General features: G+C 35.6%; 15 protein-coding genes and 1 tRNA gene. 7 read left to right on the top strand and 9 right to left on the bottom strand.

The annotated features are described in order from the left end of the window. Positions 1–536: 536 nt before the first annotated feature. Positions 537–2,771: a bifunctional (p)ppGpp synthetase/guanosine-3',5'-bis(diphosphate) 3'-pyrophosphohydrolase gene (locus tag IPK88_10930; GenBank protein ID MBK8243929.1), complete on the bottom strand. Its 2,235-nt coding sequence runs from the start codon at positions 2,769–2,771 to the stop codon at positions 537–539. Positions 2,772–3,144: 373 nt separating this feature from the next. On the opposite strand from IPK88_10930, the gene IPK88_10925 reads away from it, so the two are divergent. From IPK88_10925 to truA, 6 genes are all read left to right on the top strand, one after another. Further along, a tRNA-Leu gene (locus IPK88_10925) sits at positions 3,145–3,226 on the top strand. Between the two features lie 78 nt (positions 3,227–3,304). Next, the gene (locus IPK88_10920; GenBank protein ID MBK8243928.1) at positions 3,305–4,768 is read left to right on the top strand and encodes a hypothetical protein; all 1,464 of its coding nucleotides are present in this window, start codon (positions 3,305–3,307) and stop codon (positions 4,766–4,768) included. Between the two features lie 31 nt (positions 4,769–4,799). Further along, positions 4,800–5,504 carry an ATP-dependent Clp protease proteolytic subunit gene (locus tag IPK88_10915; protein MBK8243927.1) on the top strand — a complete coding sequence of 235 codons (705 nt, stop codon included), beginning with the start codon at positions 4,800–4,802 and terminating at the stop codon, positions 5,502–5,504. Beyond that, positions 5,491–6,723, top strand: a complete 1,233-nt coding sequence (clpX, locus tag IPK88_10910; GenBank protein ID MBK8243926.1) for an ATP-dependent Clp protease ATP-binding subunit ClpX — start codon at positions 5,491–5,493, stop codon at positions 6,721–6,723. The genes IPK88_10915 and clpX overlap by 14 nt, the downstream gene beginning before the upstream one ends. A gap of 529 nt (positions 6,724–7,252) precedes the next feature. Further along, positions 7,253–7,609, top strand: coding sequence for a DoxX family protein (locus tag IPK88_10905; GenBank protein MBK8243925.1), 357 nt, complete (start codon positions 7,253–7,255; stop codon positions 7,607–7,609). A gap of 249 nt (positions 7,610–7,858) precedes the next feature. Next, positions 7,859–8,632 (top strand): tRNA pseudouridine(38-40) synthase TruA, encoded by a 774-nt coding sequence (gene truA, locus IPK88_10900; GenBank protein MBK8243924.1) that lies wholly within the window; start codon positions 7,859–7,861, stop codon positions 8,630–8,632. Here truA and IPK88_10895 read toward each other — a convergent pair. After that, positions 8,609–9,892 carry a serine hydroxymethyltransferase gene (locus IPK88_10895; GenBank protein ID MBK8243923.1) on the bottom strand — a complete coding sequence of 428 codons (1,284 nt, stop codon included), beginning with the start codon at positions 9,890–9,892 and terminating at the stop codon, positions 8,609–8,611. The genes truA and IPK88_10895 overlap by 24 nt on opposite strands. Before the next feature lie 363 nt (positions 9,893–10,255). Between IPK88_10895 and IPK88_10890 the strand changes: the two genes are divergently transcribed. Continuing rightward, the gene (locus IPK88_10890) at positions 10,256–11,479 is read left to right on the top strand and encodes a T9SS type A sorting domain-containing protein (GenBank protein MBK8243922.1); all 1,224 of its coding nucleotides are present in this window, start codon (positions 10,256–10,258) and stop codon (positions 11,477–11,479) included. A 112-nt stretch (positions 11,480–11,591) separates the two neighbouring features. Here IPK88_10890 and bla read toward each other — a convergent pair whose 3' ends face one another. From bla to IPK88_10855, 7 genes are all read right to left on the bottom strand, one after another. After that, positions 11,592–12,329, bottom strand: a complete 738-nt coding sequence (bla, locus tag IPK88_10885) for a BlaB/IND/MUS family subclass B1 metallo-beta-lactamase (GenBank protein MBK8243921.1) — start codon at positions 12,327–12,329, stop codon at positions 11,592–11,594. Between the two features lie 77 nt (positions 12,330–12,406). Next, positions 12,407–13,648 carry a transglutaminase domain-containing protein gene (locus IPK88_10880; GenBank protein MBK8243920.1) on the bottom strand — a complete coding sequence of 414 codons (1,242 nt, stop codon included), beginning with the start codon at positions 13,646–13,648 and terminating at the stop codon, positions 12,407–12,409. Positions 13,649–14,042: 394 nt separating this feature from the next. Further along, positions 14,043–15,233 (bottom strand): intradiol ring-cleavage dioxygenase, encoded by a 1,191-nt coding sequence (locus tag IPK88_10875; protein MBK8243919.1) that lies wholly within the window; start codon positions 15,231–15,233, stop codon positions 14,043–14,045. A 64-nt stretch (positions 15,234–15,297) separates the two neighbouring features. Further along, positions 15,298–16,146 carry a LytTR family transcriptional regulator gene (locus tag IPK88_10870; GenBank protein MBK8243918.1) on the bottom strand — a complete coding sequence of 283 codons (849 nt, stop codon included), beginning with the start codon at positions 16,144–16,146 and terminating at the stop codon, positions 15,298–15,300. 300 nt (positions 16,147–16,446) lie between these two features. Next, positions 16,447–16,743 (bottom strand): type II toxin-antitoxin system RelE/ParE family toxin, encoded by a 297-nt coding sequence (locus tag IPK88_10865; protein MBK8243917.1) that lies wholly within the window; start codon positions 16,741–16,743, stop codon positions 16,447–16,449. 371 nt (positions 16,744–17,114) lie between these two features. Beyond that, entirely contained in the window at positions 17,115–17,576 is a 462-nt protein-coding gene (locus IPK88_10860; GenBank protein MBK8243916.1) for a hypothetical protein, read from the bottom strand. Between the two features lie 104 nt (positions 17,577–17,680). Next, positions 17,681–19,237: a hypothetical protein gene (locus tag IPK88_10855; protein MBK8243915.1), complete on the bottom strand. Its 1,557-nt coding sequence runs from the start codon at positions 19,235–19,237 to the stop codon at positions 17,681–17,683. Positions 19,238–19,844 lie beyond the last annotated feature (607 nt).

Genomic DNA, 19,844 nt, shown 5'->3' with positions numbered 1-19,844 from the left:
ATTAAATCAATTAAAACTTTAATCAAAAGTAAACACTTTGCAATGAGTAGTCAATGATATCTATTATGTTTTGAAATGATAGTATTACAAACAATAATTTATTAGCCTGACAATATTTTATAATTTTGCTAACTTTTATGAATTGGCACTCCATTGATATCTTTCAGAATGAATTAATTATTATTTGAGGTATAAATGAAAAATATTTTGTATCCAAAATTATTTCATGATTGATATTAAATGGTCAATAAAAACGATCAAGATTTTGTATTTTTAAAGGGTCTAAGAGGTACTATTAAAATATAAAATCAACAGAATAAATAAAGTTTACGTCAACAATGATCTTTGAAAAAAAAATTGAAATAACTCGAAACAATTTCACTCAACATTATAAGAAATGATCGTCGCAATTTTCTACCGGGATACTTTATTCAATCGTTTACTTTACAGATATTTCTGGCACCAAATTTTATTACAATTGCATCGAAGTCAGAGTCTTCAACGATTGGAATTAAGTTGTTGACTACCATTTTGGATTAATGATCCGACCTTCGCACATGTGTCACACCTGGAAGTTTAGATAAGGATTGAATGATGAGATTGATTTGATTTTTATTTGAAACAACTAGGCTCATCTTGCCTTCGAATGTGCCTTCATGACTGGCTATACTGAAAGATTTAATATTGACCCCAAGTTTGCCAGAGATATCATGGGTCAACCGTTGGATAACTCCAGGACCATCATCTATTCCTGTGATGATCAGATCAGCTGTAAACGCACTACCTAAATTATTGGACCATTCTGCTTTAAGTATGCGATAACCATAATTGACCATCAGGTTTTCTGCATTGGGACAATTGCTCCGATGAATTCGCATTCCATTGTTGGACGTGACATAAGCGAAGACGGTATCGCCTTGAACAGGATTACAACAATTAGCGAAGGTGTATTGGTAGGTATCTCCGGGTTCGCCATTGATCATCAGTCTGCCGGATGCATCGGGGATGGTATCATTTTTCTGATCATCTTCCTTGATGATTTCTTTGAATTCGGTTCTGGAATGGATTAATTTTCCGTTTTCAAAGGAGAATTTTTTTACGACATCTGCCCAAGTTATTTCCTCTTTTCCAAAGGCACAAAGCATTTCTAATTTTGTTTTATAGGGAAGTGCTTTATGTAAGATGTCGATGTTTTCATCAACAAGTAATTTGTTGTTCTTAAATTTTCGCTCAAGTATTTCTTTACCGTAATCTGCAATTACTTTTTGTTCTTCCCGCAATGCCGATCGAATTCGTGATTTTGCTTTTCCTGTGGTGACCAGTTTGAGCCAATCTTCATTGGGTTTTTGTTTGACATTGGTTATGACCTGAATTTGATCCCCGCTCTCTAACACATATCCTAGTGTAACCAATTTATTATTGATCTTAAAGGCACTGGCGCGAATACCAATATCGGTATGTATACTAAAGGCAAAATCAAGCGCTGTGGATCCCTTAGGCAATACCTTCATCTCACCTTTTGGAGTATACACATACACTTCTTCACCGTACAAATTGGATTTGAAATCATGCAGGAATTCCAGGGCATCATTGTGTTTGATTTCCAGCATGTCACGAATACTGTCGAACCAATGATCATAGATCCCATGAATATTAGTGACCCCCTTGTATTTCCAATGTGAGGCATATCCATTTTCAGAAATATCATCCATGCGCTGACTTCTGATCTGGACCTCTACATACCGGCCGTGTGGTCCGATAACAGTGGTGTGTAAGGATTCGTAACCGTTGGACTTAGGTGTGGTAATCCAGTCACGCAATCGTTCCGGAATCGGTCTATGGACATCAGTAACTATAGAATAAACTTGCCAGCACACTGATTTTTCACGTTCCTTTGGAACATCAACCACTACACGTACAGCAAACAAATCAAAGATTTCTTCGAAGTGTACTTTTTTTGTTTTTATTTTATTGGCAATGGATGATATGGATTTTGGACGTCCAAATATTTTATATTCTATATTTAAATGGTCTAAGGCAGCCTTGAGCGGTTTGATAAACTCATTGATAAATTTATTACGATCCTTTTGTGTTTCCTGAAGTCTCGAAACAATTTCATGATACAAATCAGGTTCAGTAATCTTTACACATATATCCAGAAATTCTGATTTCAGATTATATAAGCCAAGTCGGTGAGCCAGAGGTGCATAGATATATGTAGTCTCAGCAGCTATTTTAAGTTGCTTGTGTTTCGGCATGCTATCGATCGTACGGAGATTATGCAAGCGATCCGCCATTTTGATGAGGATCACCCGTACGTCGTCAACCAAGGTGCTTAATACTTTTTTAAAATTTTCAGCCTGGGGACTTTCGACATTGTATAAACCATCTAATTTGGTGAGCCCATCTACGATTTTTGCAATTTTATTTCCAAAATGTTTGTCGACCTGTTCCAGAGTAACCGGCGTATCTTCTACCACATCATGCAAGAGTGCTGCAATCACCGACTTATACCCAAGGCCCATTTCTTCATAACAGATACGGGCTACTTCAAGTGGATGTGTGATATAAGGTTCTCCAGATTTTCTTCGTTGATTTCCATGGGCTGTTAGAGCAAATTCAAAGGCCAATCTGATCTCATTCTTTTCTTCATCCGTCGGCGGGGTCTCCCTGGTAGCCCGCAATAAACGTCTATAGGCAGCCTTAATCAGTAATTGATCCGGCTCGGGCCACGCAAAGGGCGTTATCGGTAAAGATTCTAATGTTAACATGGACTATATTACAAAATTAATCAAAATCAGGCCAAGTTCCTATTAATCAACGATATTAAATTATAAATTGTTCTAAAAATCAATTTTTACATATTATAATTAATTTAAATATTAAAATATTTATCAGCCTTTTTTAAGGGTCAGAAATTTTCAAAAAAAACCACATTTTATTATGACTAAATCAACACTTCCCTTGCCTAAGCTCAAGGCTTAAAATATATCTCGGGCTTGATCGCTACTTCCTAACAGCTTGAATAATAAGCTAAATCGTACAATTTCTGAAAACACCCTCATGACGCGTTAAAAAAAATATCTAAAAATAAGGTTCAAAGTAATAATATTAATGGGTATAGCATATCTTTGCGGCGTTTCCGCGGATGTGGTGAAACTGGCAGACACGCTAGACTTAGGATCTAGTGCCGAAAGGTGTGTGGGTTCGACCCCCTCCATCCGCACTTTTTTTCCCTCTTTGGTTCATTTTTCTTGAACCATTTCAGTCCTTAACCCTTAGTATGTACTTAAGATCATAATTTATGGATATAAGCCTTCATTCAATAGCACCACAGCATGCTAATTTGCGCCTCAAATTGGAACCTAAAGATTATGAGCCCCAGATCAGTCAGGAATTAAAATCACTTCGCAAGAAAGCGAATATCAAGGGCTTTAGACCCGGTACGGTACCCGAATCGATGATCAAAAACCTTTACGGGGCAGCTGTCAGAGGAGAGGTTCTGAATAAATTGATTAATTCCGCCATTGAAGACTATCAAAAGAATGCTGATGTTCATTTCTTAGGCGATCTGTTGCCCGTAAAGGATGATGGCGAACCTTCTTTGGATCAAACGGAGTTTGTTTTTGAAGTTGGCATCGCTCCTAAAGTAGATTTACAAAAACATTTGGGCAAACTCACTGTACAACGACATAAAGTAAATATTTCAGAAAGTCGAATCGAAGAAGAAGTCAATTATATCCTAGAGCGATTTGCTGAGAATGCTGAAGTAAGTGAACCTGTATCCGAAACAGATTTGGTTGAATTAGAAGCTCAGGAGTTGTCCAATGGTCTGGTTAAGGAAGATGGTGTAAAATCTGTATTTACAGTAATCGTGGATTCTACATTAACCCCAGCATTTAAAGATCTATTGATAGGCAAAGAAGTGAATGCTTCGTTTCACGGAGATATTACTCAGGTGGAGCATGATATGGATGCTAAAGGTGTTCGTAAATATTTTCTAAAGTTACAGGATGACGATCATCGTGAATTCGAAAACCAATTTAATTTTACTATTGTAAAAATATCCAGAAAAGTAAAACCTGAATTCAATAAGGAATTATATGCTAAAATTTTTGGACCAGATACTACAGTAGATTCCGAAGAATCCATGCGGATTCACATTAAGGAAAATCTGGAACTGTATTATGAAAGTGAATGCAATAAAATTTTCGAGATAGATCTGATCAAAAACTTGCATCAGGAAATGGCACTGACCTTCCCCGATGCTTTTCTAAAAAAATGGTTGGTGCTATCTTATGAAGAGTGGCAAAAAAAAGATGAACATACACTCACGCATGATCTCATTCACTTCAAAGAAGGATTAGCCTGGCAAATGGTACGAAAAGATATCGTTGAACAAAATGATATCAAAGTAGAATATGAAGATATGATTCAGGCTGTCATCAAACAATTTAAAACCATGTACGGTGGCATAAATTTTCCGGAAGAATCATGGAGACAGGTCGCACAGAATGCTTTGAGTAAGGATAAGGACAAGGCTCAGGAATATTATCTGAATGTACTCAATGATAAATCCATAGAATGGCTTAAATCCAACATCATTGTCCTCGAAGATGAAATCAGTCTGGATGAATTCCGCGACTTAGTCAAAAAAATCCAGGAACACAATCACGATCATGAGCATCATCACCATGAAGCTCACGATCACCATGAGCATGAACATCACCACCATGAAGGTGATGACCATGATCACAAACATGAATGAACCATTATTTAATTGATAAAAAATTTTAATTATGTTTCCAAAGAATGAATTTCAAAAATATGCAAAGCAACATTTAGGAATGTCGACGATGCATTTAGAAAAATATATTAATTCGACCATACCGCATATTACAGGTTTTACGCCAACAGTTATAGAAGAACGCTCTATGAATATAGTTGGGATGGATGTCTTTTCACGATTGATGATGGATCGTATCATTTTTATGGGGGTTCCTGTCAATGATTATGTGGCTAATGTGATCCAGGCTCAATTATTGTTTTTGGATTCTGTAGATGCCAGACGTGATATTCAGATGTATCTCAATAGTCCGGGTGGATCGGTAATCGATGGCCTGGGTATTTATGATACCATGCAATACGTAAATCCTGATGTGGCCACTATTTGTACCGGTTTAGCTGCTTCTATGGGTGCCGTACTGTTATGCGCAGGGGTAAAAGGAAAGAGAACCTGTCTTAAACATAGCCGTGTCATGATTCATCAACCTTCAGGAGGGATGCAGGGACAATTCACAGATATGGAAATCTCGTATAACCTGATAAAAAGCATGAAACACGAATTGTACGAAATCATGGCCCTACATACCGGACAGACCGCAGAAAAAATTGAAGCGGATTGTGATCGTGACAATTGGATGAGTGCGGAAGAAGCAAAAGCTTATGGCTTAGTAGACGAAGTATTGACCCGAACCAAATCAACAATGAATGTCCAAAAGTAATAAAACAGCGGATGATTCATGTTCGTTTTGTGGACGCACCCGCAAGGAAGTTTTGGTATTGGTCCAAGGAGAAGACGTAGCAATCTGCGAAGGTTGTACCCTTCAAGCTAATAAAATTGTTGAAGAAGAATTAGGTGGTAGTAAAATAAAAAGTCCTAAAAAGAAAAAAACACCATTCAATAAAAGCATGACGCCAAGAAAAATCAATGAATTCTTGGATCATTATGTTATCGGTCAGGACGAGGCCAAAAAAACACTCTCAGTAGCTGTATATAATCACTATAAAAGATTATCGGAGACTTCCATCAATGAAGTAGAAATTGAAAAATCCAATGTACTTTTTATCGGCCCTACGGGTTCCGGAAAAACATTAATGGCAAAGACCTTAGCTAAGTTTTTAGAAGTGCCTTTTGCCATTGTAGATGCCACTTCATTTACGGAAGCTGGTTATGTAGGTGAAGATGTAGAAGGTATGTTGAGCCGATTACTTCAGTCTTGTAATTACGATATTGAATCTGCAGAACGCGGTATTATTTATATCGACGAGATGGATAAAATTTCCAGAAAGAGTGAAAATCCATCCATCACTAGAGATGTATCGGGCGAAGGTGTGCAACAAGCTTTATTAAAAATATTGGAAGGCGCTGATATCAATGTACCTCCAGCCGGAGGACGAAAACATCCGGAACAACAATTTCTAAAAGTCAATACTCAGAATATATTATTTATTTGCGGCGGTGCTTTCGATGGTTTGGAAAAGATAATTGCACGCAGATTAAATACAAATGTAATAGGATTTAAACAAGACCACCTGTCTACAGAACAAAAGGTAAATTTGTTGTCTAAAGTCAACCACCATGATCTTAAAAAATTCGGTATCATACCTGAATTATTGGGACGTCTTCCGGTCCTGGCGTACCTTGAAGAATTGGATCTGGACGCTTACGTAGATATCCTCACCAAACCAAAAAATGCCATTCTAAAACAATATGCTAAATTGTTATCTATCGATGGCATCGATTTAGAATTTACAAAAGATGCTTTGGATAAAATAGCTTCCATCGCACTAGAGAGTAAGTTAGGTGCCCGTGGATTGAGAACGATCTGCGAATCGATACTTAAAGATGCTATGTTTGATCTGCCATCGCACCCTAATCAGAAGAAACTACTTATAGATGTAGATTTTATAGAACATCAGATGAAGCGTCAGGCAAGTTGAGGGAGCACGATCGGATTATAAATTTCTATTAATTATTACGCCCTTTCAGGGCTGTTTGGAATCTTTGAGTTTCCCGATGGACTAACACCCATCGTTAACCTATAACGCCCTTTCAGGGCTATTAGGATTAGAGTGATTATTCAAGATGGGCTGATACCCAACGTTTGCTTATTACGCCTTTTCAGGGCTGTTTAGGTTTTTGGAGATTCTCGATAGGTTATTACCTATTGTTAACTTACCTCGCTCTTTCAGAGTTGTTCGAAGACGTTTGGTTATACATAATAGGCTAACTACCTATCGTTAGCTTATGTCGCTCTTTCAGAACTTTCCAATACGTCTGTTTAGTAAGCGCGAGTAAATTCAATATATTATACATACCAAATATGTCTAATATGTTATTAATATCCAAATCATTTACAAATCATATGTAAAAAAAACATATCAAAAATATTTATATATAGAACTTTTGTGCTATATTGCAGGGTGATTTTTCTTTTCAAACAAACAAAACAACTTTATTATGAATGCAATTACAGGACTAGGTAAGTACATTTTTGCGATTCCAATGCTCGTATTTGGACTTTTTCATTTTATGAATGCCGATGCTATGGCAGGTATGGCTCCTTTCGGAGGTGCCATTATTGTTTATCTGACGGGAGCGTGTTTAATCGCTTTTGCGCTCAGTGTTTTTATTGGAAAATATGATAAATTAGCTGCCATATTGCTAGCCATATTTTTATTGTTGACCATGTTTATGATTTTCTTAAAAGGAGTAAGTGCAAATGATCAAACGGCTACGACCATGTTTTTAAAAGACCTTGGATTGGTAGGTGGTGCGCTCATGTATGCTCATGGTTTTGCAAAAGATAATTCGATTATTGGTTAAACACACACATTAAATAAATTAAAAATTAAAGTAGGAAGCAATTCCTACTTTTTTTTTGTAACTATTTTTTAATTGCCTAGAATGGGCAACCTATTTGTAGACGGATGAAATCCGTCACGTCATGTAAATTATTATTTTTTTTGGCGAAATTTTTGCATGTTTTTTTGCAAAAATTGTGACAAAAATAAAACGCTTCTGTTATTATGATAGTAGTTATTTTTTTTGAATATTGAGTTTTATTTAAACACTATGCGGATTTTTATTGAAATATGTTTTGATGGTACGGCTTATTGTGGTTGGCAAAAACAACCCAATGCAACATCCGTTCAACAAACTCTGGAAGAGCGCTGGAGTGAACTATTTAATATTCCCGTCACTTTACTAGGCTGCGGCAGAACGGATACCGGTGTTCATGCCTCCCAATTCTATGTACATCACGATGTATTGAATGAAGATTACATTGACCGGCTGACTGTTGCCAAATTAAATGCAGTGCTACCTCCAGATATTGCAGTCAAACAACTATTCAAAGTGGAAGATCACTTTCATGCGCGTTTTGATGCTAATAAAAGAAGCTACATCTATCGATGTACATCCATTAAAAATCCATTCAATAGGCATTTTACATTTTATTATCCTTTGATCCGAGAGATGAACATCGAGGCATTACAAGAAGCAGCACAATTATTATTCTCAGTGAATTCATACCAATCATTTACAAAAACGAATTCAGGCGTAGAACACTATCAATGTCTGTTGTATCAAGCAGAATGGATGCAAACTGAAGATGGATTAGAATTTCATATTTCAGCCAATCGATTTTTGCGTGGGATGGTTCGACTAATTGTAGGAATGTGTTTCAATTATGCCCTTGGAAAAATTTCTAAATCCCAAATTCTGGAAGATATGAAACTGGGAACACAGATTCAAAAAAGTTGGAGTGTACCTGCAGAAGGTCTTACACTAGAAAAGGTAGCATATCCAATACAGCTGGATGTATTAGGCACCGATTTCAGGATATAGCGGAAATTGTTCCATATACTGATTCACTTTTTTCTTAATCGACTCGATCATGACATCATTCGATCTATGTATGACCAACTCATTGATCCATTCACTGACCTGCACAAAATCTTTTTCTTTAAATCCTCTGGAGGTCATTGCAGCGGTACCCAATCTAATTCCCGAAGTAGTTATAGGGGGTTGTGGATCGTTGGGGATCATATTTTTATTGGTCGTGATATCGGCTTTGATGAGTAAATGTTCCATTTCCTTTCCGGTAATATCTTTATTGCGCAAATCCAATAAAAACAAATGATTGTCCGTACCACCGGAAACCAAATTGTAATTTAAGGCCTGAAGTGCATGGGCGAATGCCTGCGCATTATCAATAACTTGTTTGGAATAGGTCTTAAAAGCAGGACTTAATGCCTCACCAAATGCGATGGCTTTGCTCGCGATAATATGTTCTAAAGGACCTCCCTGTGTCCCAGGAAAAACAGCACTTTGAAGCAAAGAGGACATGGGTAATAATTTTCCTTTTTTATCTTTCTTACCTATGGGATTATCAAAATCCTGGCCCATCATAATAATTCCCCCTCGTGGACCCCGCAAGGTCTTGTGTGTAGTGGAAGTAAGAATATGACAATGTTTTATAGGATCATTGAGGAGTTTGGAAGCGATCAATCCGGCAGGATGTGCAATGTCAGCCCAAAGCACGGCATTCACTTCATCAGCGATTTTTCTAAATCTTGCATAATCAAAATCTCTAGAGTAAGCTGAAGCCCCACAGATAATCAATTTGGGTCGATGGGCTAAAGCCTTATCTGCGACGTCATTCATATCGATTCGGCCATCTGCGTCGACTCCATAAGACACCACCTTGAAGTACTTACCGCTGATATTAACCGGTGAACCATGGGTCAAATGCCCTCCGTGCGCCAGATCCAAGCCCATAATGGTATCTCCAGGACTCAATAAGCTGATTTGTACGGCCATATTAGCGGATGCCCCTGAGTGTGGCTGCACATTGGCATAACTCGCCCCAAAGAGCTCGCATAAGCGATCTATGGCAATCTGTTCAATTTCATCCACCACTTCACATCCACCATAATAACGTTTTCCGGGATAACCTTCAGCATACTTGTTGGTTAACCATGAACCCATGGATTGAATGACCTGTAGACTGGCAAAATTCTCAGAAGCGATGAGTTCCACGCCGCGGCGCTGGCGATCTAATTCCTGATACATGTATCCCCGGATAAGCTGATCTTGAAGTTGCATGGGTCGATAATTTGGTCAAAAGTAAGAATTGTAATTCTAATATTTAGGAAAAGGTAATCGGTAATCAGGTTTGAGGGGTAATCGGGGTGGAATGGTAATCAGGTTTGAAGGGTAATCGGGGTGGATGGTGATCGGGTTTGAATGGTTAATCAGGTGATCGAGGAAATAGTCATCATTGGTCGGTCGTCAGTGAACAGACTGAAAAAGGTAATCATTCGCAGATTTAAAGCGACAATGTCCTTTTTTATTTAATTTGACAGATGTGATAAAAATCATTTTTTAATAAGTAACTTTGTTGATTGTCAGAACTAAATAAAAAAGGAGTTACCGCTTAAAAAATAAATTAAAATTTAAATTAATACTATGAAAACTAAAATTTATCTATTCTTATTAATGCTAATTAATTTTAACTCGAATGCTCAGTTGAGTTGGTTACAAATGCCAGATTTTCCTGGAGGAAAAAGGTGGGGAGTTGCATCGTTTTCCATAAATAATAAAGGATATATGGGCCTTGGAACAGATGCTAATAGTGTTTATTATAGCGATTGGTATGAATATGATCCCATAACTAATCAATGGACTCAACTTGCAAATGTTCCCGCAAATGGAACAGCATTTAGTGTTAGTTTTTCTATAGGATCAAAAGGTTATGTAATAGGGGGAGCATCAAATGGCAGGTACTCAAATGCTGTTTATGAATTTGATCCTGTAACCAAAACGTGGACCATTAAAACACCTATGCCAGATGGTGGCAGACAAAATGCGGCAGGATTTAGTTTAAATGGATTAGGATATGTCGGGACTGGGTCCAATGGTACAAGTTTAAATGATTTCTATGCATTTGACCCGGTAGCCAATACATGGACACCTAAAGCATCCTTCCCTGGCATTGAACGCAATGGCGCTTCTGGATTTACTGCAGGGGACAAAGGATACATAGGAATGGGTAACAACTCAAATGCTACTTTTTACCCAAATGATTTATATGAATATGATCCAAATCAAGATGTTTGGACACAAAAAGCAAACTTCCCCTTGTCCAGTGTTAATTCACCGACTACCTATTCCTCGTCAAAAGATGGCTATGTGTTGTGTGGCTATTTTTATCAGTATGCCGGTATTACTCATAATCCCATGAATATGTTTTATAAATATGCTCCATTAACAGATACATGGACGCTTTTAGGTACGTTTCCAGGTTTGCCACGTGGTTATGCTGGTGGATTTACTTTAATGAATGATATTTATATCGGAACAGGCGCTCAATCCAATGGTGGCAATCCTCGTTTTTCTGATTTCTGGAAGCTGAGTAATGGACTTTCACTTTTTGTAAAAGACCATGACAACTTACTTGACTTTGATATTTTACCAAACCCTTCATCCAAGTATATTTATATTGGTGACATCAAAGGGAAGCAGCCTAAATCTATTCGAATTTATGACTTCAGTGGAAAATTAATAAAAATACAATCCATTAAAGATGTCAAACAAGCCATCGATATATCTACTTTCAGTAGTGGATTGTATTTTATGGAATTGACAACTAAAGACGGTTATGTTCTGGATTGTCAGTTTATGAAAGAGTAAAGCATTGCTACCAATCTTGGCATTTATTCTAATTTTCAAAACCTTAATGATAGCATTTAATGAAAGTGCGTGAATTCAGATTTTTTTTCAATCAGCTTTTATTGTGATTTTATTATCGGAGGTTTTCCTTTTTATATTGCCTTAACAATTTCAAGGTATGATCTAATGAAGTATTATCTGTCCAATTCTGATGGCCGGGAATAACGTAATTGGGTTTGCCAAATTTTCTCTTAATCTTTTTTATGGTCGAAGGCCACTGTTTTGGATCAGCGTCATTGAGATTACCGAGGTCAATAGCTTCGGTACTTTTAACTAAACATCCACCATACAGAATTTTATTTTTTGGAAACCAGATGACGATGTTGTCTGGCGTGTGTCCTGCACCAGCATAATAGGTTTGAAAAGAATATTGACCCACAGTAAATACGGTATCTTCTAGCATTAAAAACGCTGCTTGTTTTTCATTTCTGGATTTACTGATTTGATCGGTTTGCAGGCTCGTATAAGTTTTAATTCCCTTTTGTTTGTAATACTCAAGTCCACCCGTTCGATCTTCGTGCGAATGAGTAGCAACACATATCACTACATTTTGATTATGCCTGATTTTAATGCTGTCGAGTAAGGGTTGAAATTGAGTGGTGTCCCAGGGTGTGTCTATGAGTACTACACCATCATGAGTTACTACATACATACCATTGGAAGGAAATGGTGTTCCCTTAAATTCCCGATACGTGGTAAACACATAAAAGTCCCCGGACAAATATGTTATGTTCAAATTATTTTTATGGGTCTGTCCGCAAAGATTAGATAAAAAAATAATGCAAAATAAAAATGTTGTAATTGTTTTCATTATAATCCGTCTTATAACATGGATTTACCAGAGGATAGTTTTTTTTAATTAATTTGTTTATTATAGTTCTCTAGGTATTATGGAATTTGCCAAAAGAGTTTATCATTATTGGTTTTAATTTTAATCCAGGTAGTATTTGTTTTTTCATCTTTATTCTCCGACTTGTCTGGGGATTGCTTATAATAATCTAAAGGAAGTAGTTGAATATAATTAAAAACTCTGCCGTTTTCTACAGTCTCCATGTTGTATTCACTTACTACCGGACATTCCAATAGGTATAGATTCTTTGCCATATAATTCATTAGGTAATATTCTTTCGTTTGAAGATTCCGATTGTTCCAATTGGCATCTGGGTTTATGATTAAAGTTTGGTTTTGGATTATCCGGGTACGCACTTCTTCAATACTCAATAATTCTCCATGTTCGTTCATTACATAAGCATTGAAGGTAGGATCTATCCAAAGCCATTTTTTAAGCGTTTCGGAATAAACGGAATTAATCACATGACAATCATTATCGATTTTCAAACTGTCTTTAGGGAGGCAAGTAACTATTCGTGATTTTATTCCTAAAGATAAATAGCATTCATTTAAAACAGTAGCAAGTCCTCTACAATTTAATCCTCTGTTGTCGCGCTTACACTCAGCTATCATACTCATTGCATTTTTGACAACCGGGTTGTTATGATTGCCGTCATGTGGAATTAAATTGTGCATCCAATGCAATAGGTTAAGTATTTTTAAAACGTCTGTACCTTTCCCAGCAATGCTGTCCAGGTTCAATGCATTACGCAAATCCTTTAAATTTTGATTTTCGCTGGATTGATAAGTAAAGCTTGGAAACAATCTGTTGTCGTTACGATTGTATTGATCTGCTTTTTTTAAAATGTACAGATAGTCGCCAATGCTCCTAAGATAATTATTGAGATCAAGAAATTCTTTCTCTTTGCGGATGCTATTTAGATCAGAGTCCTCTTGAATGTGTTGATAATTTGTATAGCCAGCGTCAATGGATTTCTTGAGATTTGCTATGGCCATCTGTTTGTTGCCCAATAACGAGTGGGTACAACTTAGATTGTAATACGCTCCACTAAGATACCTAGAAAAATTCTTTTTTTCGTTCGTTGATAATTTGTCGTATTTTGATAAAAAGTCAGTCAATAAATTATTGTAAGTATTTACGTCTCTTTGTTCGTATGCAACAATAAACAAACTGTCTTGCCTAATGGCAAACTTCTCAAACATGTCGCTCACACCTTGTCCAAATGCAATGGACGTAGTGAGCAAATAAATACATAAAAAAAGTGGTCGAAATTTCATGGGTTAATTTGATTTTTGTCCTTTTGTTTAAAGTTCGTTTTGTACTAAAAGCTAGATATTGCCAGAAACTTAATATGAAAAATATTAGATCGCTTAACTGGTAGAGCAATATGAGTTAGCTAAGCATAAATTATAACGACCAATTCTAATTCCTATTATTGTTCAAATAAATATTCTTTTTATATCCAATGAATAGTGATTTTGACAAATTTCACTACGTGTAATGGATTGGAACTTGAGGCCCTTGAATGTATCTTTTAATTTGTTGGCTAAAGCCAAGTTACCAAGCAAGTTACCAAGTAAGATACCAAGCAGGCTCCTAAGTACGTTTCCAAGTATCCTTAGGAGTGCAATATATTTTATCCCTTCAGGACTAAGAACTGAATGGGTAACATTAATCCAAATAAAAATAGTAATCTTTATTAGCATCCAATGCCTTCGTCAACTTGTTGAAATTTTCTGTTGTGGGTGATAGGTTAATATATTTGTCAATGATGGTTCTATTTCGGTAAATAATAAATGTATTTTCAACATTGGGGTTCAACTTATTGAGGTAAATTTCGCTTGCTGTGTCAGAAAAAGAGGGAACAAAAGTCAAGGCCAATTTTTTTAAATATAATTCACTGCCCAAATGTTCTAAGTCTTTTTGGCGTGTGTCCTTAGTATAGTTAAGGTCGTTGCCATATACGAAATAGGCTTTCAAGTATTTGTTTCTTTCTACACTTTGTTGTTCCAAAAAGCTCAACCATTTTTTAATGTCATTCCAATTCGGATGGCGACCAACAAAATAAATGATACCGTGATAGCGACCATATTTACACACAGGACAGGCTCTGGATCCTTGGTCGGGACCATAGGCATGATATGGGATAAAGGAAGGCTGGTCTTCACCAATTTGAAGTCCTGATTGAAATTTTGTTTTCAGGGTTTCGGGATAGTTTGGAATGTTAAGACCCAAAATAATATTGTGTACTGCGATTTGCAGGTCGTCCTTTGTATAAGATCTTAAAATACCACTGCCGCATCGATTAGGAAGTTTTTTTCGCTTTTCTGCTGTCAATAATGGATCATCGTCAAAAACAAATTCGTCAATGTAATACTCTTTATCTATGTTTGGTTCTTTTATGGAAGGATGGACATGTGCTTCAAACTTACTGTTCGGATAGGGTGCGGGCCTAACCGTGTAGATGGCATATTTTCCATAGGCATCTGATTTTACCCAACCACGAATGTAGCCATGTCGCACTACTCTTGGATCTAATGCTTGCTTGGCAGCATAAAATCCATTCACATCAGTATGATAATAATAAAGTATGACATTCGGTGCCGGAGTTATTCCATCTAACTTATAAATGGTTCCAGTGATTAAAAGTTTTTGCCCTTTTTGTGGCCATCCTGCACTGGTATCTATAGCCTTGATGTGTTCAGGTATGCCAATATACATAAACTCACCATTTTCAAATGGTCCACCCACAATGTCGACTTTGTCTGAAGCAGTTTTGGAGTTTGTTTTTGGCTGTCCAGTACAGCAAGTAAATAAAGCAGACAATATGATTAAAGGAATAATATAAGATTTAGGTTCCATCACTTTTTTTTGCAAATTTCGTTTGTGGACAGCACTAAATTAACGGATATGTTGTAAGCTGAGGTTATTTTGTGGTAAGCTGATGGGTTTTGTTAAACTGGTTTTTGAAATCCGTTGCATAATTTCTACTAAGTCGAAGTTGCACATTATTTTTCAATGTCAGATCATAATCACCATTAAGTCTGGTGGTATAACTTACTACCCTATTGATATTTACAATCGTTGATTTGTGTATCCTAACAAATTGGTTTGGATTCAATCTGAAGGAAATAGATTTCAGCGTTTCAGCATGCAGGTATTTTTTACCATCAAGATGAAGCGTAATGTACGGTGGGTTAGCAGAACAATATAAGATTTCGTCAACAGCAATATGGTGCTTTTTATTGCCTTCAGATACTATGAGCGTATTTATGTATTGGGTACTGGCACTTTCCTTTTGAGATTCAGAAACGGTTTCGTTAGGATGTGTTCTATTGGTGAAAAACTGAAATACTAACACAGGGATAGCGTACAACAACACCAAAAGATATACATACTCAGATATGGCATATCTTAATGTTTGTTGAATGGAATAAGTATGGTAATAAAACATCTTTGAAAGCATCCAAACTAAGAGGGGAAACGCCAACAGATGAATAAAGATGGGCAGTGAGATTACTGCAAATTGAAATCCAATGTGTTTTGATTTATTATAGTTAACGACAACATATTGCAAAAATAATAAGGGTGTAAACAGCCACCAAAAAGAACTGAAGATCAATGATTCTGAAAAATAGTATGCCGTATCTTTTAAGTCCGACCTTAAGAAATCTTGAGTCATCGTCAATACTATAAAAACCAAAACCATTTGTAGCAAAACATAAGCGACGCGTCTATCGAGTGTATTGAATTTTGGTATTAGTAGATTGTTCATAATTGTGGTGTGATGTTAATCGGGTTTTACATTTCAATGGTTATGATTTGTCAAGATCAAGCAAGATGGTGTTTAAACGCTAATTGTAATTAATTTATTTTTTATGTGTTTATTTCGAATTGCTCTGCATGTTGTGTATTGCGATAATAGGATCATGCTGGTGTGTTTTTTTGTTGGCTAAAGCCAAGTTACCAAGCAAACCACCAAGCAAGCCACCAAGCAAGTTACCAAGAAGGAACTAGAAGCTCCCTAGGATAAAAAAATGAGCTATTTTTTAAAGCAATATTGTATTAGATGATTTCATTCATAGAGGTGTTTTTCAATATCCATTTTCTCATGTAAAATGCTCTCTACTTCAATAATATCATTTTGTATAAGTCTATAAAATATTATATGTTTATTGCTACTTATTGCTTTTAAATCCTTTATTATATTGTCATAATTTTTACCAGTCAAAGAATCGATCAATAATTCATTTGATCTTTCAATTAGTTCACTATAGTATTTATCTGTTTGCTTTTCTGGCCAATTAATACAGGTATATTCCCAAATTTCTTTTAAGTGAGCTACTGCTTTTTTAATTGATTCCGAGTTTATTTATTTGATAACGATTAAAGACAAGAATAAACGATTCTCTCTCTTGCATTTGAGGAGAGAGTTATCATGCGACAGCATGATAAGTGAGACTTGTCCGATTTTTTATCAGAGAAGATCATTAGCATCCTTTAGGAAGTCGCTATTGGATGAAAATTTATTTGATAACTTAGGAATGATCTCGTTTTGAAAGACATCATCGAGAATCATCATTTGATAAAGTAGGTCATTTTCTATTGAAAAGATGGGTCATTTTAATAAAGATCTTGTAATCATTGACTCATTTAAATTCCTGTTTATCTAAAATAAGGAACTTCACATTAATCCAGATTTGAAAGGTCAGAAAAGTTCCCGCTTATGGAGATTCTAAGAACTCAATGCGTCAACTTAATAATCTGTCTAGCAAATTCTGGAATGTCATCATTATTTTTTGGTTCATTGTCAAGGGAAAGTTGCACCAATATGGGTTGTTCGTTTACAATCCCATAAGCAATAATCTGATACTGCATGCTACCTTCAGATTCATAACTTATTTTATAGCCTTTCATTACTTGATCAAGTATGTAAGGGTTAATCATTTCTTTATGAAAAGCTTGCTTTTGTCGCTCAAGCTGTGAAACTATGGTATCAGGTAACATCTTCATGATTCCGTCACTCATATAAAACCACTGGATAGTATAGTTGTCACATTTAAGTTGATATGATGTTTTGGCTGTGCAACCAATTGGTGTTTTATATTTGTTGTTCAAAAGTATTAAAGAGTCGTATTGTTTAGCTGCCTGCCCGTTAGCCATCTTAGCTGCTGCAAGAAAGATTAGTACTAATAGTTGTTTCATAGAACGTTATATTCTTTATTCCTAAGAAGTTAAATGTATTAATCCACAGGTCATCATAGTTCTAAATAAAGTATGTAAATATCTGAGCAATTTCTATTTAAAAATTATTGATTTAAAAATTTTGTTTTAATGGAAGCTAGAATTTTGTTTTTCGATTGAATTACTAAAATATAATTTCCACTTCTCAAATGGTTTGGGACTTCGATTGGAACTTCGATTTGACCCGCGTTATAGATTCTATTTGGAACTAATTCAGAAATGTATTTCCCTGACTCATCAAATAATCTGATACCAAATTCCAATGATTCATCCAAATTCATTTCTATAGTAGCATTATGCTGAAATGGATTTGGAAAAAATTTAGTCAGGGAAATGGTTTTATACTGATCTATGATCCCAACATTAATTTTGTTCTTCAATTTAAGTATAATCGTTTTATCATCAATGGAGTCTTCTGAAAATCCGGCAGCAATAATTTGACCTGTGGGGTATATGAAGAATGAATTGAAATGATCTGTTCTGTTTGATCTGTTGAATTGAAATACTCCATTTACTGCAAAGCTAGAGTCTATCGTTCCTTTGCTAGAAATTCCAACTATGCATGCATCCGGGTAACCTGATGTTGATATTCTACCTGACAACCGGAATGATTTGTCTGATGTTATTTTCATTGATGTAGGTGTCATACTAGAGGATCCTATTGCGTTAATTGAGATGCCCTTATTTCCGAAATTAGCATCTAAATGTCCGAGCGAATCCAATTTAGCAATGATTAATTGATCTCTATTACTTTTTGTGGTATACCCACCAATCCAAAATGCACCATCTGCTTGAATGATACTACAAGCCACATCAGTTTGATTATTAATATCAATCATTAGTTTTCCATTGACACCATAAGTTGAATCTATGGTACCATTTTCATTAATTAAAAAACAATTGATATTATAGCTTGTTGAAGTTTCAGCATAATGATTAACTAAAAGTAATATTTTATTATTATTGATTATAAGAAAGTCAGCAACATAACTTCGATCCTTTGGCCCAAAATTGAGTACCAAATATCCTGTTTGATTAAAACTTTTATCTAAATTTCCTGAATGATCTAATCGTGAAATGAGAACATCGGTATAAAAACCATCGCCTGTTGTACCAGCCACCACATACCGCCCTTTTGAGTCTTCTTTTACCTTTTTTGCCACATCTTCCTGATCATTAAAATTAATTTCCTGAATTCCATCACCACTAAATGTTTTATCATAAGTTCCATTTTCTAAAATTCTAGCTATTACCATATTCTGATTCAACAAACTTTTTGCTCCGGTAACAATAATGTTGTTATTGGCATCTTCATAAGAATCATAGATGCTATAGAATGTTGAATTGATGATGGTTCCGGTAGAATTAAAACTGCTGTCAACCAAACCGTTAACATTCAGCCTTGTAATGAAGGCTCTATCACTAGAACTAGTACTAGAACCACCAGATACATATATTTTGTTTTTAGCTGATAAAAAACACGAATTAGCTTTTTCATCGTCATTTCCAAGGTCTAGAAGTTTATATCCAATCTTGTTAAAACTTGAGTCAAGTAGACTATTTACTTGCCCGTTAATCATAAATGGCAAGGTCAACATAAAAACAGTAAGTATTCTATTCATAATTATTAAGTTTAAAATTACAAAAATAAAAGCTTAAATATCATTGTGTTTAAAAAGTTTTTGATCTGGGTGATTCATTTCAATTATCTAGGTCTGTTCAAATAATCATTGATCGTTATAAAACTTTCTTTGATTTTAGATATCGAGACGACAAAAATAATGTAAATACTTTAATTCCAAGCCATAGGAATAAAATAAATGCTGAATCCAAAGATTTTCCTTCCACTTCGTTGGGTTCCCATCCATAGCTATTTATCAACAATAATTAGCAAATTAAGGATGATAAACCTTACATCTGATTTATTCAAATAAAAAAATCCGCAAAACTGGTAAATGTAATTTCCTTTTATTTTTAACCAGGGGTTAGAATGATGATTGCAACATTCATGCAAATCAGTTCAAAACTAGTCGATCAATTTTAATCTAGTTTTAGATTACTCTTTAAAAAATACATATCATTCTAAGGGTAATGATTAAAATAATACCCGGTTGATAACTACTTGATGCCTACTGGCTTTATACTTGATAGATGGTTCATATGGAGTTCATGGGAGTTCATTGGAGTTCATTGGAGTTCATGAGCGTTCATGGAAGTTCATGCCAAATA

Source organism: Candidatus Defluviibacterium haderslevense (assembly GCA_016712225.1).
GTDB classification, from domain to species: Bacteria; Bacteroidota; Bacteroidia; order Chitinophagales; family Saprospiraceae; genus Vicinibacter; species Vicinibacter haderslevensis.
This window is presented reverse-complemented; position numbering and strand designations above follow the sequence as displayed.

Excerpts from the sequence above, each read along its gene's own strand:
- IPK88_10930 (MBK8243929.1), bottom strand. The coding sequence starts at position 2,771 with ATGTTAACATTAGAATCTTTACCGATAACGCCCTTTGCGTGGCCCGAG.
- IPK88_10920 (MBK8243928.1), top strand. The coding sequence starts at position 3,305 with ATGGATATAAGCCTTCATTCAATAGCACCACAGCATGCTAATTTGCGC.
- IPK88_10915 (MBK8243927.1), top strand. The coding sequence starts at position 4,800 with ATGTTTCCAAAGAATGAATTTCAAAAATATGCAAAGCAACATTTAGGA.
- clpX (MBK8243926.1), top strand. The coding sequence starts at position 5,491 with ATGTCCAAAAGTAATAAAACAGCGGATGATTCATGTTCGTTTTGTGGA.
- truA (MBK8243924.1), top strand. The coding sequence starts at position 7,859 with ATGCGGATTTTTATTGAAATATGTTTTGATGGTACGGCTTATTGTGGT.
- IPK88_10895 (MBK8243923.1), bottom strand. The coding sequence starts at position 9,892 with ATGCAACTTCAAGATCAGCTTATCCGGGGATACATGTATCAGGAATTA.
- IPK88_10890 (MBK8243922.1), top strand. The coding sequence starts at position 10,256 with ATGAAAACTAAAATTTATCTATTCTTATTAATGCTAATTAATTTTAAC.
- bla (MBK8243921.1), bottom strand. The coding sequence starts at position 12,329 with ATGAAAACAATTACAACATTTTTATTTTGCATTATTTTTTTATCTAAT.
- IPK88_10880 (MBK8243920.1), bottom strand. The coding sequence starts at position 13,648 with ATGAAATTTCGACCACTTTTTTTATGTATTTATTTGCTCACTACGTCC.
- IPK88_10875 (MBK8243919.1), bottom strand. The coding sequence starts at position 15,233 with ATGGAACCTAAATCTTATATTATTCCTTTAATCATATTGTCTGCTTTA.
- IPK88_10870 (MBK8243918.1), bottom strand. The coding sequence starts at position 16,146 with ATGAACAATCTACTAATACCAAAATTCAATACACTCGATAGACGCGTC.
- IPK88_10860 (MBK8243916.1), bottom strand. The coding sequence starts at position 17,576 with ATGAAACAACTATTAGTACTAATCTTTCTTGCAGCAGCTAAGATGGCT.
- IPK88_10855 (MBK8243915.1), bottom strand. The coding sequence starts at position 19,237 with ATGAATAGAATACTTACTGTTTTTATGTTGACCTTGCCATTTATGATT.